At 63.2% G+C, this 15,499-nt stretch carries 14 protein-coding genes and 2 pseudogenes; 9 read left to right on the forward strand and 7 right to left on the reverse strand.

The genetic code is table 11. The annotated features are described in order from the left end of the window. The first annotated feature begins 26 nt into the window (after nt 1-26). Together IE126_RS18450 and IE126_RS18455 are read left to right on the forward strand one after the other, a co-directional pair. Nucleotides 27-950: a sulfite exporter TauE/SafE family protein gene (locus IE126_RS18450; RefSeq protein ID WP_189381830.1), complete on the forward strand. Its 924-nt coding sequence runs from the start codon at nt 27-29 to the stop codon at nt 948-950. Further along, complete coding sequence (locus tag IE126_RS18455; protein WP_054301468.1) at nt 947-1,714, forward strand: TIGR02186 family protein; 768 nt, start codon at nt 947-949, stop codon at nt 1,712-1,714. Before IE126_RS18450 ends, IE126_RS18455 begins: the two co-directional genes overlap by 4 nt. An 18-nt stretch (nt 1,715-1,732) precedes the next feature. On the opposite strand, the gene IE126_RS18460 is transcribed toward IE126_RS18455, so the two are convergent. The 3 genes from IE126_RS18460 to IE126_RS18470 are packed head-to-tail and all read right to left on the reverse strand — an operon-like array spanning nt 1,733 to nt 4,006. Further along, entirely contained in the window at nt 1,733-3,043 is a 1,311-nt protein-coding gene (locus IE126_RS18460) for an MATE family efflux transporter (RefSeq protein WP_189381831.1), read from the reverse strand. A gap of 4 nt (nt 3,044-3,047) precedes the next feature. Then, nucleotides 3,048-3,560, reverse strand: coding sequence for a PaaI family thioesterase (locus tag IE126_RS18465; RefSeq protein WP_054301470.1), 513 nt, complete (start codon nt 3,558-3,560; stop codon nt 3,048-3,050). Further along, entirely contained in the window at nt 3,557-4,006 is a 450-nt protein-coding gene (locus IE126_RS18470) for a PaaI family thioesterase (protein WP_054301471.1), read from the reverse strand. Before IE126_RS18470 ends, IE126_RS18465 begins: the two co-directional genes overlap by 4 nt. 143 nt (nt 4,007-4,149) lie before the next feature. Here IE126_RS18470 and IE126_RS18475 point away from each other — a divergent pair, with 143 nt between their 5' ends. From IE126_RS18475 to IE126_RS18490, 4 genes are all read left to right on the forward strand, one after another. Continuing rightward, nucleotides 4,150-4,524, forward strand: a complete 375-nt coding sequence (locus IE126_RS18475; protein WP_189381832.1) for a MerR family transcriptional regulator — start codon at nt 4,150-4,152, stop codon at nt 4,522-4,524. 171 nt (nt 4,525-4,695) lie between these two features. Then, complete coding sequence (locus IE126_RS18480; RefSeq protein WP_054301473.1) at nt 4,696-5,115, forward strand: MerR family transcriptional regulator; 420 nt, start codon at nt 4,696-4,698, stop codon at nt 5,113-5,115. A 39-nt stretch (nt 5,116-5,154) separates the two neighbouring features. Then, nucleotides 5,155-6,930: an acyl-CoA dehydrogenase C-terminal domain-containing protein gene (locus tag IE126_RS18485; RefSeq protein WP_189381833.1), complete on the forward strand. Its 1,776-nt coding sequence runs from the start codon at nt 5,155-5,157 to the stop codon at nt 6,928-6,930. A 66-nt stretch (nt 6,931-6,996) separates the two neighbouring features. Beyond that, nucleotides 6,997-7,209, forward strand: a complete 213-nt coding sequence (locus IE126_RS18490; protein ID WP_054301475.1) for a hypothetical protein — start codon at nt 6,997-6,999, stop codon at nt 7,207-7,209. 63 nt (nt 7,210-7,272) lie between these two features. Here IE126_RS18490 and IE126_RS18495 read toward each other — a convergent pair whose 3' ends face one another. Continuing rightward, nucleotides 7,273-8,697, reverse strand: coding sequence for a sensor histidine kinase (locus IE126_RS18495; protein ID WP_108129233.1), 1,425 nt, complete (start codon nt 8,695-8,697; stop codon nt 7,273-7,275). A 136-nt stretch (nt 8,698-8,833) separates the two neighbouring features. Here IE126_RS18495 and IE126_RS18500 point away from each other — a divergent pair, with 136 nt between their 5' ends. Then, the gene (locus tag IE126_RS18500) at nt 8,834-9,583 is read left to right on the forward strand and encodes an acyl-homoserine-lactone synthase (RefSeq protein ID WP_152968344.1); all 750 of its coding nucleotides are present in this window, start codon (nt 8,834-8,836) and stop codon (nt 9,581-9,583) included. A 60-nt stretch (nt 9,584-9,643) separates the two neighbouring features. Here IE126_RS18500 and IE126_RS18505 read toward each other — a convergent pair whose 3' ends face one another. Continuing rightward, nucleotides 9,644-10,039 (reverse strand): response regulator, encoded by a 396-nt coding sequence (locus IE126_RS18505; RefSeq protein ID WP_189381834.1) that lies wholly within the window; start codon nt 10,037-10,039, stop codon nt 9,644-9,646. A 535-nt stretch (nt 10,040-10,574) separates the two neighbouring features. Next, nucleotides 10,575-12,005: a cardiolipin synthase gene (gene cls / locus IE126_RS18510; RefSeq protein ID WP_308429993.1), complete on the reverse strand. Its 1,431-nt coding sequence runs from the start codon at nt 12,003-12,005 to the stop codon at nt 10,575-10,577. Between the two features lie 262 nt (nt 12,006-12,267). Here cls and IE126_RS18515 point away from each other — a divergent pair. Next, nucleotides 12,268-12,545: pseudogene (locus IE126_RS18515) on the forward strand (transposase); the annotation flags it as partial. Here the strand turns inward: IE126_RS18515 and IE126_RS18520 are convergent. After that, nucleotides 12,531-12,858, reverse strand: a pseudogene (locus tag IE126_RS18520) (transposase); the annotation flags it as partial. The pseudogenes IE126_RS18515 and IE126_RS18520 overlap by 15 nt on opposite strands. Nucleotides 12,859-13,062: 204 nt before the next feature. Here IE126_RS18520 and IE126_RS18525 point away from each other — a divergent pair. Beyond that, complete coding sequence (locus tag IE126_RS18525; protein WP_189381835.1) at nt 13,063-15,132, forward strand: bifunctional DedA family/phosphatase PAP2 family protein; 2,070 nt, start codon at nt 13,063-13,065, stop codon at nt 15,130-15,132. Nucleotides 15,133-15,499: the final 367 nt, after the last annotated feature.

Raw genomic sequence — 15,499 nt, forward strand, 5'->3', positions numbered from 1 at the left:
AGACCCCCCGCTGTGTGGACCCGCCCATGACGCTGTTCCTCCCTATCGCCGAGGTCTCTGTCAACGCTTTCGCGCTGATCGGGATCGGTGCGATCGTCGGCTTTCTGTCAGGGTTGTTCGGGGTCGGCGGCGGCTTCCTGATCACGCCGCTTCTGTTCTTCATCGGCATTCCGCCCGCCGTGGCTGTGGCCACCGGCGCCAATCAGGTGGTGGCTTCGTCGATTTCCGGCGTTCTGGCACAGTTGAAGCGCAAGGCGGTAGATTTCCGCATGGGGGTCGTGCTGCTGGTCGGCGGCTTCATCGGCTCGGCCCTCGGCATCTGGGTCTTCTCGCTGCTCAGCGCCGCGGGGCAGGTCGATCTGTTCGTGCAACTGTCCTATGTGCTGTTTCTGGGCCTCGTCGGATTGATGATGTTTCAGGAAAGCCTGCGGGCCATCCTGCGCGCCCGCAAGGCGGGCAAGGTGGAGGTGCGCCGCGCGCATGTCCATACCTGGGTGCACCGGCTGCCGCTGAAGATGAAGTTCCGCGCCTCGGGGCTTTACATCAGCGTGCTGCCCCCGCTGGGTGTGGGCGCCATTGTGGGCTTCCTGTCAGCGGTGATGGGCGTGGGTGGCGGCTTCATCATGGTGCCCGCCATGATCTACCTGCTGGGGATGCCCACCAAGGTGGTGATCGGAACGTCGCTGTTTCAGATCATCTTCGTCACGGCCTTCACCACCGTCATGCATGCGGTGTCGAGCCAGACCGTCGATATCCTTCTGGCGCTGACGCTGATCGGCGGCGGCGTGATCGGCGCGCAGATCGGTGCGCGGGTGGGGGTGAAGCTGCGGGCCGATCAGATGCGCATTCTTCTGGCGCTTCTGGTGCTGGCCGTCTGCTTCCGCGTCGGGCTGGACCTGCTGCTGAGGCCGGAAGAGTTCTATTCCATCACACCGGGGCGGCTGCCATGAAGCGGCTGATCCTCGCCCTCCTGCTGGCGGCCTCCCCTGCCCTTGCCAATGATCCCGGCGAAGAGATCGTCGCGGGGCTGAGCCAGTCATCCGTGTCGATCACCGCCGATTATGCCGGGGCAGAAATCCTGATCTATGGCGCGGTCAAGCGCGAAGCCCCGCCACCGAAAGGGGGCACCGTACAGGTGATCGTGACGGTCGAGGGACCGGAAGGCCCGGTTTCCGTGCGGCGCAAGGACCGGATCTGGGGTATCTGGCAGAACAATGCAGCGGTGGAGATCGACCGTGCGCCCAGCTTCTATGCCGTCGTCACCTCCGGCCCGCTGTCGCGTGTCCTGTCGGAAACCGACGATCTGCGTCATCGCATCACCATCCCCCGCGCCATCCGGTCGGTCGGGATTGCCTCGGATGCTGATGAATCCCCCGCTTTCGTCAATGCGCTGCAACGTATCCGCACCGAAGAGGGTAAGTATTCGCTGCGCGAAGGCGGCGTGCAACTGACCGAACAGACCCTGTTCCGCACCGATGTCGGCCTGCCCGCCGCGCTGGTCGAGGGGGATTACACAGTCCGCATCTTCCTGACCCGTGAGGGGCGGGTGATCGACACGATCAAGCGGCGGATCTGGGTGCGCAAGGCCGGGCTGGAACGCTTCATGTATCAAAGCGCCCATGACTGGCCCCTGCTTTATGGTCTGGCCTCGCTGCTGATCGCCGCACTTGCGGGCTGGGCTGCCTCGGCCCTGTTCGCCCGGTTCCGGCCCTGATGATCCGGCGCAGGCTGGTCAGACGACCGCCAGTCGCGCTTCCAGCCTGGGCCAGCGCCAGCCGAGTGTCAGGCCGCGCACTGCATTCAGGACCATGAGCGAAGCCCAGAGCCCGTGATTACCCCAAAGCGGCAACAGCACAGCCAGGATAGCGGCGTAGATTGCGACACACAGGATCATGGCGTTGCGCATTTCGCGGGTCGCTGTGGCGCCGATGTAGATGCCGTCATACATCCAGCTTGCGGTGCCGATCAGCGGCGCGGCGATCATCCAGGGCAGGAAGGCGCGTGCCTCGGCCCGCACCTCGGGCGAGGTGGTCATCAGGTCGATGATGGCCCCGCCCGCCAGCGCGAAGCCCGCCGCCATCAGCGCGGCCCCGGCCAGCCCCCAGAGGAATGGCAGCCGCACGGATTGCCGCAGCACGCTGCGCGAGCGTGCACCGACGGCCTGCCCCACCAGCGTTTCGGCCGCAAAGGCGAAACCGTCCAGCGCATAGGCGGTGATTTCCAGAAACTGCAACAGCACCTGATTGGCGGCCAGCGTCACATCGCCCTGCCCTGCCCCAAGGAACAGGAAGGTCGTGAAGGCGCCTTGCAGCAGGATGGACCGCACCATGATGTCCCCGTTGACCGAGGCCATGCGGCGCAGGGCGGTGCTGTCGAACAGGCGTGCGCGCGCAGCGGCCAGCGCAGGGCCAAATGCATCGCGGCAGAGCCAGAGACCCAGCGCCAGCCCCGACCATTCGGCGATCAGCGTCGCCCCGGCCACCCCCCGCACCCCCCAGCCGAGCCCCAGCACGAACCAAAGATCAAGCAGGATGTTCAGACCGTTCATCCAAAGCTGCAACACCAGCACGCCACGCGTGCGCTCCAGCGCGATCAGCCAGCCGGTGACGGCGTAAAGCGCGATGGTTGCCGGGGCGCCCCAGATGCGCAGGGACAGGTATTGCCGCGCCAGCGCCTCGACCTCGGGGGAGGCGGGCGCCACGCGAAACGCCGCCCAGAACAGCGCGCCTTGCGCGAGGACCAGGGTGGCACCGGCCGCGAAACCGATCATCAGCGCCCGCATCAGCACCGCCGTGCGTTCCGGCGCATCACCCGCGCCATGCGCCTGTGCCGCAAGGCCGCTGGTGCCCATCCGCAGGAAGCCGAAGATCCAGTAGAAGGTCGCCAGCACAATGGCGCTGATGCCCACCGCCCCGATGGGTGCCGCCGCCCCCATCTGCCCGACCACCCCGGTATCCACCGCCCCCAGCAGAGGCACCGTGGCATTCGACAACACGATGGGCGCCGCGATATGCAGGACGCGGCGATGCGTCACCGGGGTCACGGGCTCAGTCCTCACGGTCCGGCATCAGGAAATGCCCGGTCGCCTGTGCGAACAGCCGCGAACGGTTGTCCTGCCACGCCTCGACATGCACACTGGCATAGCGGCGGCCCGAACGGTTGACCCGCGCCCGCGCATATGCATCGCGCGGCAGGCCCGAACGCAGATAGTCCACGGTGAAATCAATCGTCTTGGGCAGGCGCGGCAGATGGGTCGCGTCGATGGTGGCGGGATCGAGACTGCCCTTCTCCATCTCCTCCCACAGCATCGACCAGCTCAGTTCGATGATCGCCGTCACCTCCAGAAACGCCGCCGTGGCGCCGCCGTGCAGGGCGGGCAGCAGGGGGTTGCCAATCAACTCGTCCTTGAAGGGCAGGATTGCGGTCAACTCGTCGCCACGCCGGTCAAACTGGATCCCGAGGAAGCTGATATAGGGCACCCCCTCGACCAGACGGCGCAGCGCGCCGTCACGACGCTGTTTGAGCACCTGGACCGGCTCGGGCTTCTGACGCGGGCTCATTTGCCGCCCTCCGCCGGGGTGCCGGGACCGGGTTCCATGGTGAAGGCGCCGGTGGCCGAGGCGACGGGGCGGCTTTCGTCATCGTCCAGCGCAGTCGCCCGCACGAAGGCCACGCTGCGGGTAACGTGATAGCATTCGGCACGGGCGCGGATCGTCTGGCCGGGCGTCGCCGCGCGCATGTAATCAATGCGCAGGTCGATGGTGGCGGTGCCCGCCGGGGCAAGGCCATGCGCCATCACTGCCGCGCCGCTGGCCGTATCCATCAGCGCCGAAACCGCGCCACCATGGATCACCCCCGTCGCCGGATCACCGATGAACCGCGGATCATAGGCCATGGCGATCACCGCACGGGCATCGCCAAATTCCTCCAGCCGCATGCCCAGCGCCCGCGCGTGGGGCAGCGCCTCGATGAACTTGCGAGCGATGTCGCGCCTGTCGTTGCTCATGGCCTGCCTCTTGTGCCGGAACCTGCCGCGCCATGTGACATCTTGCGCGCCTCCGCCGCAACCCCCGCCGCGGCCTTCGCACCAAGCCCGATTGCAACCGGAGGCGATTTGCCCTTAGGTTGGGCAGGCAAGGAGGACCGTGGATGACCGATACCCGCCTGACATTCAAGGAAATGTGCGCCCGGTTTGACGTCACGCCCCGGACCTTGCGCTATTACGAGTATATAGAGCTTCTGGCCCCCGAACGCGAAGGCCGCGCCCGGTTCTATGGCCCGCGCGAGATTGCCCGGATGACGCTGATCCTGCGCGGCCGCCGCTTCGGTTTTTCGCTGGAGGAATTGCGCCAGTGGCTTCTGATCTATCAGCAACAGGGCACCCGGCCGCAACTGGAAGCCTGGATCGGCCTCGCTGACCGGCAACTGGCCGAACTGGCCCGCCAGCGTAACGAACTGGATGTGACCATCGCGGATTTGCAGGCCCTGCGCGAAACGGCGGTGAAAGAGCTGGGCGAAAGCTGACCTGCGCTTGCCGCAGGGTCAGAAAATTACCCTGACCCTGCGTCAGATTTCAGGACATTACGTCACCGAAAAACTGACGTGACGTTATGTTTACGTCAACTTCAATCCCTCTGGTATCAACAGGTCAGACCCCGCATCTCTGACGCAGAGTAACTCTGCACGAGACCCCGTATGACCCGTTTGACACAGACCGACCTGTCGGACACCCTGTCGATCCGCGAAATGTGCGACGCCTTCGAGGTGACGCCGCGGACGCTGCGCTTCTATGAGCAGAAGGAACTGCTGTTCCCGATCCGTCAGGGTACGCGCCGCCTGTTCACCCGCCGCGACCGCGCGCGGCTGAAGCTGATCCTGCGCGGCAAGCGCTTCGGATTTTCGCTGGAGGATATCCGGCAGCTTCTGGACATGTACGACCACGATCCCAGCCAGCAGGAGGCGCAGCTGAAGCGCACCTATGAGCTGGCGCAAGAGCGGCTGCACGCCATGGAGGCGCAGCGCGACGAACTGAACGAGGCAATCGCCGAGCTCAAGACCCAGATGGCCTGGGGCGAAGAGATGATGGCGAGCCTCAGAAACCGCGGCGGCGCCTGACCGGCACCCGCCCAGAGCAAGACCCGAAGGGAGAGAGACATGCCCACCTATACCGCCCCCGTGAAAGACATGCAGTTCCTGCTGCAAGATGTGCTGCGCGTCACCGAAACCGGCGTGCCCGGATATGAGGATCTGGACGCGAGCTTCACCTCGGCCGTGCTGGAAGAGGCGGGCAAGGTTGCCTCCGAAGTGCTGGCGCCGCTGAATGCGGTGGGCGATGCGCAGGGCTGTGTTCTGGAAAATGGCGTGGTGCGGACGCCCGAAGGCTTCAAGGCCGCGTTCGAGGCCATGAAGGAAGGTGGCTGGACCGCGCTGGACTGCGACCCGGAATATGGCGGTCAGGGCCTGCCCTATCTGATGGGCACCGCCGTGGGCGAGATCTTCGTTTCCGCCAATATGGCCTTCAACATGTATCAGGGCCTGACCCATGGCGCCTATTCTGCGATCCACGCGCATGGCACCGACGAACAGAAGGCGACGTATCTGCCAAAGATGGTGTCCTGCGACTGGACCGGCACGATGAACCTGACCGAGCCGCACTGCGGCACCGATCTGGGGATGCTGCGCACCAAAGCCGAACCGCAGGCGGATGGCAGCTACAAAATCACCGGGCAGAAAATCTTCATTTCGGCTGGTGAGCATGACATGGCCGAAAACATCATCCATCTGGTGCTGGCCAAGGCGCCGGGCGGTGGCGAGGGCACCAAGGGCATTTCGCTGTTCATCGTGCCGAAGTTCATGGTCAAGGAGGATGGCAGCCTGGGCGACCGCAATGCGGTTTCCGTCGGCAAGATCGAAGAGAAGATGGGCATTCACGGCAATGCCACCTGCGTCCTGAACTACGACGGCGCGACCGGCTTCCTGCTGGGCGAGTTGCACAAGGGCATGCGTGCCATGTTCACCATGATGAACGAGGCGCGTCTGGGCGTGGGCCTGCAAGGCTATGCGGTGGCGGAAGCCGCCTATCAGAACGCCGTCGCCTATGCGAAGGACCGCCTGCAAGGCCGCGATGTGACCGGGGCCAAGAATCCCGCCGGGGCCGCCGATCCGCTGATTGTACATCCCGACATCCGCCGCAGCCTGATGGACCAGAAATCCTTCGTGGAAGGCGCCCGCGCGCTGACCTTCTGGGGCGCCTCGCTCATCGACCGTCACCACCGCCAGAACGACGCGGCGGCCGACGGGCTCGTGGGTCTGCTGACCCCCGTCATCAAGGGCTTCCAGACCGACAAGGGCTTCGAGATGGCGGTGCAGGCCCAGCAGGTTTACGGCGGGCATGGCTATATCGAGGAACAGGGCATGTCGCAGTTCGTGCGCGACGCCCGGATCGCCATGATCTATGAAGGCGCGAACGGGGTGCAGGCGCTGGACCTCGTGGGGCGCAAGCTGGCGGCGGATGGCGGCAAGCATGTCATGGCCTTCTTCGACATGGTGAAGGCCGAATGCAAGGCGCATGATGGCGATGCCCGCATGGTCCCCTTTACCGAGGCGCTGAAAGCTGCGTCAAAGCAGATGCAGGCGGCTGGCATGTTCTTCATGCAGAACGGAATGAAGAACCCCAATGCCGCGCTGGCCGGATCTTACGACTTCATGCATCTGATGGGGCATGTCTGTCTTGGCCTGATGTGGACCCGCATGGCGAAGGCTGCCTATGCGGCGCTGGATGCAGGCGCCGCGGATACGACCTTCTACGAGACCAAGATCACGACCGGCCGCTATTACATGGCGCGACAGCTTCCTGCCTGTGCCACGCATCTGGCACGCATCGAAAGCGGCGCCGATCCGGTTATGGCGCTGGCGGCCGAGGCGTTCTAAGCTGCGGGCGACATCGGGCAAAATCCTTGCAGAAAGGATTTTGCCCCAGCCCGACCGGAGACGCCCATGCCCCGCCGCTTTCGCCTGACCCGCCGCTTTCCCGTTGCCATGACCGAGGACGGCTATCGCCGCCTGCGCAAATTCGCGCAGGAGGCCGGGTTGGACGAGGGAGAAGCGCTGTCTTTCCTGTTTGAGAACTGGACCAGCGTGATCGACAACGAGAACCTGACCCACCGTCTGCGGCTGTTCAACGCCGAGTTGGACGACCGTAAACGCTGACCCTGTGCGACGCAGGCTGAAGCTGCCCTGCCCGCAGCCATGGAGCGGCGCGGCACAGGCAGATCAGACGCCGCCCGCTTCGGTTTTCAGCGGCAGTGTGACGGAAAAGATGGTTCCACGCACAGGGCTCCGGCGATAGTCGATGTGGCCGCCATGCGCCTCGACGATCTGCTTGGTGATGCTGAGGCCAAGCCCCGTTCCCCCGGCCTTCCGCCCATCCCCCGAATCGAGCTGGGTGAAGGGCTCGAACACCTCGTCCTTTCGGGCCTCGTCCAGCCCCTCGCCCTGATCGCGCACCTCGATCAGGGCAGCGCCATCGTGAACGCCGATGCTGACCTCGATATTGCTGTCCGGCGGCGAGAATTTCGCGGCATTGGACAGGATATTGCTGAGCGCCTGCTTGATCCTTTGAGAATCGACCGTAGCCGTCAGGGTCTCCTCCGGCCGGACGAACTCGATCACGCAGCCCAGCCGGCCAGCATAGGGCTGGTTCACATCGACCGATTCCTGCACCAGCGCCACAAGATCCGTCTGATGAAGTTCCAGCGTCAGCTTGCCGGCACTGGCCTTCTGAAGATCAAGCACCTCGTCGATCAGCGATTTCAGCGTCTTGGAGTTGCGTTGTGCGATTTCGAGCACCTTGCGCGGTGCGGGATCGACCGCCCCGAGGTTGCCTGACAAAGCAAGGTCCAGCGAGGCGCTGATCGAGGTCAGCGGCGTTCTGAGTTCGTGACTCATCGTCGACAGGAAGGCCGATTTGGCCGCCAGCGCCGCCTCGATCTTGCGATTCTGCACCTCAAGCTCGATCAGACGCTCCATATTGGTGCGATACATCGCCAGAAAGATGCGCGAACAGTCGATGATGAAATAGGCTACGAACAGGCTGGAGAGGAACTGCACCCACAGGTCAGAACCAATTCCGCCCACGGCCAGCACAATATCGCGAATCGGAATCGCGAAGAAGGTCACGCCGTAAATCCCGAGCCGCAGGGCAAGGATCGACAGCAGGTGATGATTGTTCATCGCGGCAAAGACCCCTGCCGCGAAGAGGAAGAACATCGGCATGAAATGCGAGCCCTGCCCTTGCAGGATCGAGATCCAGACCGCAAAGAAGCTGATGGCGCCCGAACTCATGATCGTGCCGAGCACGATACTCCAGTAATGACGGCGCCCCGGTTGCTGGCCGCGCGCCCTGGCCCGCGCGATGCTGATGAACACGCGGTAGTCATAGGTTTCGCAGATGGCGACCATGACGAGGTTCAGCACGGCCAGCGGCAGGCTGTAGAAGAAGCCCGCCAGCAGAAGCGCTACGCCGAAGATCATCTGACGTTGCCAGAAAAGCCTTTGACCGACCTCTGCATAGTCCAGAAGCTGCCGTTTCAGGCGATCCTCATCGGTCTGTCCGGCCCGCAGGCGTGTCCAGAGCGTCCCAAGCTGGCCCGACACGCGGCTTTCGGCGCGGATACCGTTGGATCTGTAGGCCGACACTTCGCTCAAGACACCACTCCAAGAAGATACATTTTAACAGATGGTGAATCATTGTCGCGAAAAAGAGGAAAAACTGTGGCCATTTTCGCCACAAGCGTGCATACCAGAGAGAAGGACACGAAACGTTGAGGTAGGCATGGAAGGCATGAAACCGGCTAGGGTGCGTTCAGCTCGGTTGTTCTTTCCAGTAATCAGTCCGCAAGTACTTCCCGAGGCAACCACCCGTGAACGCATCCTCCTGAAGGAGGCCGCAGAACAACCACAGGACAGCAGGACCGACCCGCTTTTGGGCGGTGCGCTCAAAGCGACAACCCTGACCTTTACAAACATCCACAAGCACGGCGACCTCTTCGTCGACTTCATGCGCATGCGGCATAAGGTGTTTATCGAAGGCAAGGGATGGGATCTACCGGAAACTGACGGAATCGAGTTCGATCAATACGATACGGCCCAGGCCCGCATGATCGCGATTCACAGTTACGGCGAGGTTCTTGCCGGCATCCGGCTGTTGCCAACCACCTCCAGGGTTGGCCTGCACAGTTATATGCTGCGCGATGCCCAGCTTGGATTGCTGGACAGTCTGCCGCGGGACATCCTCTTTTTCGAGGCCCCCGTTTCGCCGCTGATCTGGGAGGCGACGCGATTGTTCATCAAGCCTGACGTGCCCGCGAAGCTGCGGGCGCAGGTTCAGGTGCAGCTGATGACCGAGATGGCGAAGGTCGCGCGCGAGGCTGGCGCAACCCATGTCATCGGGATTGTTCCCGCCGTGTTCCGGCGATGGATGGCCCGTATCGGCATGTCCGCCTCGCCCGTGGGGGCGCCGCTGGTTATTGATGGCGACAAGGTCTGTGCCGCGCTGTTCCCGGTGATCGAATTCGTGAACTGACGGCAGCACCAGACCGCAGACAGAACGGGCGTGACCGTGAAAACCGGCGCGGTCCCCCATTCAAGCCACCCGCCCGAGCAGGCTGGCTTCCCAGAGTTTGCGCACCTGCTGCCCCAGTTGCAGCGCGTCGAAGGGCTTGGTGATCGTGCCCAACACGCCGGGACCGTTCAGGTCTTTCAGCTCGCGCTCCGTCGCTTTCGCCGTCAGGAAGATGGCGGGAGTCGATGCGAATTTCGGCATGGCGCGCAGCAGCCGGAATGCCTGCGGCCCCGACAGGCCCGGCATCATGACATCCAGCAAAAACAGATCCGCCTCGATGGTATCAGCAAAACGCACCACCTGATCGCCGCTTTCGAACTGCACCAGCGGCAGCCCGGCGACCATCTCCAGCGCAATCTGGACCAGGACCCTGATATCCGGGCAATCATCGACGTGTACGATTCTGGGATCTGACATCGCTTTCGTCCCCACGATTCCCCCGGCCGCGCTGCTTCTGTTCCTGCACGACGGGGCACGCACCTGCTGCATACGATTGTTGTGCCCGCCCATTGTGGCGACAACATGGCCCTGAGGCTGCATTAATAAGGCCGCCCAAGGCCGGGCGGCGGCCGGACAACAAGAGACTGTCGGGCAGCACTCACGGTGATTTGCCACGGCAGCCCTCCCCCAAACACAGCAAATCAGGGCTGACACCCGAAACCGGATCATCCGGGTAGGTCTTTGAAAAGATGGGATCACCGGACCGCGGTGATGCGCCATCGGCCGAATTTACCGGCCTCGGTTCTCTGCCTTCTCCGCTGCCGCCGGTTGGCCAGAAGACAGAGACGTTCGTGAACCATCAGGAATATGGCGGATCGTCAGGTGCGTTGGCGGATATGCCGGAAAACCTGTCACCACGAGATGCAGGGTGGCCGGGCGAATCCGCAGCCTCTCCCCTACCGCAACCGGCGCATTCCCTGTTCTGCCCGTCCCGCATTCAGCTCGCGCAAGGTCAAAGGATCGGTCCAACGATTGCCAGGGCGTTGTTCCACAGCCTGCGTCCCGGTCCCCAGGCCTGAACCTCTTCGAACGGGACAAGTCTGCTTTGCGCAAGATACTCTTCCTGCCGCGCCCGCATCGCGGTGGTGGTGTCTGCGTCCTGAAGCAGGATGTTGTTTTCATAATTCAGATCGAAACTGCGGCGATCCATGTTGGCGGAGCCGATCAGCGTGATCTGGCCATCCATGGTCAGGGACTTGGTATGGAGAAGCCCATGCTGGAACTCATAGATCTTCACGCCTGCTTCCAGAAGGCTTTCGTAGTAGCTTCGGCTGGTGGCGCCGACAGCAAAATCGTCATTGCGGGCCGGGAGGATGATCCTCGTATCGACGCCGCGCGCGGGACAGGCGCAAAGCGCCTGCTGGAGCGCGGGTGTCGGCACATAGTAGGGCGTCGTGATAAACACGGACCGGCGCGCGGCGAAGATCAGCGAAGTGAACATTTCGGGCATCGCCAGCGTCCGGAATGTCGGGCCGGTTCCGACCACCTGCGCAGCAAATCCCGCCTGTGCAGGCGGCAGCGGCGCGGTCAGCAGGACAGAGATGTCGTCGCCACCATTGCTCATCCAGTCGCTTGCGAAAAGGTGCTGGTTCTCGCGCACGACCGGCCCGGTGAACCGCATCACCGCATCCACCCATGGCCCATACCGGGCCTTTGGAAGGAAAGCGGGGTCCGCACAATTCTGGCTGCCGCAGAAGGTTACGGCATTGTCGATCACAACGATCTTTCGGTGATTGCGAAGGTCGATCCGGCCATTGAAGATGCGCAACAGCGGATTGCCAACGCGCAGGGCCGAGCGGGTGCGAACCCCGGCGGCCCCCATCCGCCGCCAAAGCCCGGATTTCAGCAGCGCGCGCGACCCGAGGTCGTCGACCATCGCACGGCAAGCCACGCCCCGGCCTGACGCGCGCATCAGGGCCTCGGCAACCTTCTGCCCGTTGTGATCATCGAGCCAGATATAGAACAGCAGATGGACATGATCGCGCGCCCCGTCGATGGCCGCCACCATCTCGTCAATGGCAGCATCAGAGTTTTCCATCAACCGTGCGGTGTTGCCGCCCACCGCCGGGTAGCCAGAAATGGATTGCCCGACACGAAACAGCGGTGCAAATTCCGGATGCAGATCCGGGGCGTTTTCAGGCGCAGCCCAGCCATCGGCATCTTCGGGACGCGGCAGGCCGCTGAACTCGGACTTCAGCCTTGCAACACGCTTGCGCCCGACGCTGGTCTGGCCCAGCAGCAGATAGGCCAGGGCCCCCAGATATGGCAGGACCATTACGACAAGCAGCCATGCCATACGGGATTCCGGCTGCCGATGGCGGCGCAGCAGAATGTGCACCGCGCAAACCCCGACAACCATAACATGCAGAACGAGATAGAACAGAGTGCTGCCTCCGCTGCAATCGGACGAAACGGCTGACGACCTGCCGCGCCCTCAGGCTTGCGGGGCGGGTCTGCCTGGCGGAATGATGCGGCTGTGCGGCCTCCGGTTTCAAGGCCTGAACGGCAGAGCGTGAGCGCGGGCAGCCCTTTCCGGCCAATGACCGCGCAGCCAGAACGGCCTTGGCAACAGGCCCTGGGTCGTGTTGCCAAAACGGATTCCCCTCCGCGGTCGTCTGTGCTTCAAGATCATCTCTGCGTGGGAGGTGAGCTTGGCACGCAACCTGATGTCCGTCGACGAATGGGCATTCTTCGAGGGCTTCATCCGGGCAGTCCGGCATCCGAACGGGCGCAAGCCGGCGGCTATCGGCTTGTTCTGGATGGCATTTTCTGGATCGCGCGGACCAGTGCGCCGTGGCGGGACGTGCCAGAGGAGTCTGGCAAGTGGTCATCTGTCTGCCGGCAGTTGCGGCGCAGGACGCTCGCCGGGCTGTGGGAGGACGTTCTGGATGGCTTGAACCACGCGGGGCTGGCTGCGCGAAAGGCTGCCGCGAAAGCTCGCAATGAACTGAAACTTCACGGCTTTTGAGCCACAAAGAACTGAGCCGTTTTTAGCACCGCCCTCTCCTCCCTGAGAATGCGGTTCTCTTTGCGCAAGCGCTCATTCTCGCGAAGAAGATCAGCACCATGTTCCGGTGCCTTCGCCGCATCGGAAATCGACCCTATCCATTTGCCGAGCGTGGAAAGCCCAATCCCAAGATCAGACGCAACCTGCCGCCGTGTCAGACCGCTGGTGAGCGCGATGCGAACCGCATCCCGGCATCCTGTTTGAAATCGTCGCTGTGTGCCCTTGCCATATCCTGTCTCCTTTGGTGAGGGCATCGCTCTCGGAAGACCGGAACGGAACCGGTGCAGGTCCAGAGTGCAGCCTCACGCAGAAGTTCCGGCCGGTGGGGCGGCTGCGTGACTTGACTGCACCGCCCGATGTCTTGTCCATGGGGGCGATGCGCGGCACGGCCCTGTCGGGTTGGCTCCGCACGGCCCTATCATGAAGCAGCCTGATGTTCCCGACACTTGACCAGATTCTCCCCTCGCTCCAGTCACTCGGTATCCTCGGGTACTGGCTGGTCGGCGGAGCCTCGATGCTGGAGGCCTACTTTCTTACCGGCATCGTCATTCCGGGCACATTGATTGTCGATGCGGGCGGCATTCTTGTACAGCGTGGCCTTCTGGATTTCCTCGATCTGGTCTGGTTCGTGGCTGTCGGGTCCATCCTCGGCTCGGAGATGAGTTACTGGACCGGCCGTCTGGCGAAAGATCGTCTGCCCGGCCGCAGGCGCATCGAGAACTCTGCCGCCTTCGCGCGGGCGACCCGGCTTTTTGCCAGACACGGAGGAGTGGCGTTGGTGATCGGGCGCTTTCTGGGGCCGGTTGCAGGCCTGGTGCCGCTTGCCGCGGCGCTGGCTGGTATGGAGCGTCGGCGGTTTCTGATCTGGAACATCATCGGCAGCGTGCCCTACGCATTTGTGCATGTCGCGATCGGTTATGCGCTTGGCGGTGCGCTTGGGCAGATCGGCGGGTCGGTGACCCGTGTGGCGGTTCTGATCGGGGCAATCCTTCTGCTGCTGGCCGTGCTTTGGGGGCTGCTCTACAGTCTGCTGCGGCTTCTGCCGTTTGCGGGCATGGTCCTGGCGGCGGCACTGCGCGGGATTGCCGAAATTCCCCTGGTGGCGAAGGCACTGAAGCGCCATCCAAAAACGGTTCACCGGGTCGTGGCACGGTTTGACCGCAGCACCTTCACCGGGCTGCCGCTGACATTTCTGTCTCTTCTGATCATCTATATCGGCGTGGTCTGGATCGACACGGCCATGGATTTCGCTCTGGATGCGTCGATGGCTGCGCTGGACATGCGGCTTGCCGAACTGATCCATCAATTCTGGTCGCCTGCGCCCATCCGCATCGCCTCGTGGATCACCATACCGGGGGGCGTGCGGGTGGTGGCGCCGCTGGTCGCCGCAACCTTGATCTGGCTCGTGCTGGCGGGGCAGAGGCCGCTGGCCACAGGCCTGACTGTATCGGTTATGGGTAATACGCTGACGGTCTCATTGCTCAAGCACGCTTTCGGCAGGTCACGTTCACCGCTGGGATATTTTGTGGAAACCTCTGGCAGCTTTCCCTCCGGCCATGCCGCAGTTTCGGTCGCGGCCTATGGGATGCTGACCTATGTACTGTGGCGGACAAGGGTCTTGCGGGCAGAGTCGGCGCTGCTGCTGGCGGGTCTTGTCGCCTTCGCCATTGGCGTCAGCCGGATCTACCTGATCGAGCATTACCTCAGCGATGTGCTGAACGGCTGGCTCGTGGGGGCGCTGTGGCTGACAATCGGAATTGCGGTGGCCGAATGGCTTTCATCGCGCAGCTTTGCGTACCGCCCGGTTCGGGGCAGGACAAGGATTGCGGGCCAGATGGCGATGATTGCCATTGCCGGGTTTGCGACGGTTGGACTCTGGCGTCACGAGCCCGCCCGCAATGCACCTGCACACATCGCGGATGTGACGGTTTCCGGCCCGCTGGCCCTTTCCGGCCCGGATCTGCCCGTGATGACCGAGTCGCTGATCGGCACGCCGGTCGATGCAATCTCTCTGGTTGTGTTTACGCGGGATGAGCGGACCCTGTCGAACGACATGGAGGCCTCCGGCTGGACCCCGGCGCCGCCGCCCTCGCCGGGACGCATCCTTGATGCGATTTCGGCCGCGATCATCGGGAATGAAGACCCGACTGTTCAGATGGTGACGCATTTCTGGCGTGGGATGCCGGGCGATCTGACATTTTCGGCCCCTTCGGGCGGCACAGCGACACTATCGGTGCGCCACCCTCATGCCCGCTTCTGGCGCACCGAATATGTAACCCCTGACGGGTTCCGCGCCTGGGTCGGCGCAGTGGGGCTTGATGACGATGCAGACCGCGCGCCGGACCAGGAAATTTCCGCCGATCAGGGTTTGAATGACAGCCTCGTACAGGCTTTGATCGGGCAAGGCGCGACCGCGCGGGGCAGGATTTCCTTACCGCTCGAAGGCAGTTCCGGCCCGGCGTCGATGGCTGCCGATATCACCGTTCTGGTCACAGGGCACTGAATCCGACGTCAAGCCGTGTGACCAAGACAGGAAAGGGCGGCGCAGATTCGTGATCTGCCACGCTGCTTTGCGCGCCCCGACGCCAGCGCAGGAGGCAGGGGACGGTCGCATTCAAGGGGTCATCTGTGATTGGGGTCAAATTACGGGGAGGATGACGTTCGCACGGGGCTGCACTGCTTGACCCTGTCTTCATTCCTGAGGAAGGTGGCACTCCACCATCTGCATCGCCGGGCCGCGTATCTGTCAGGCGCGAGAGGCCATGATTGTTGATTTCCACTGAGAAGTGACCCGTGTAGGCGCATAATTTCCACTGAGATTTGACCCATGTGACCCTCCCCCAAGCGAAGAGCGAGGGGGTCAAAGGAGT

This window comes from Gemmobacter nanjingensis (assembly GCF_014652195.1).
Lineage (GTDB): Bacteria > Pseudomonadota > Alphaproteobacteria > Rhodobacterales > Rhodobacteraceae > Gemmobacter > Gemmobacter caeni.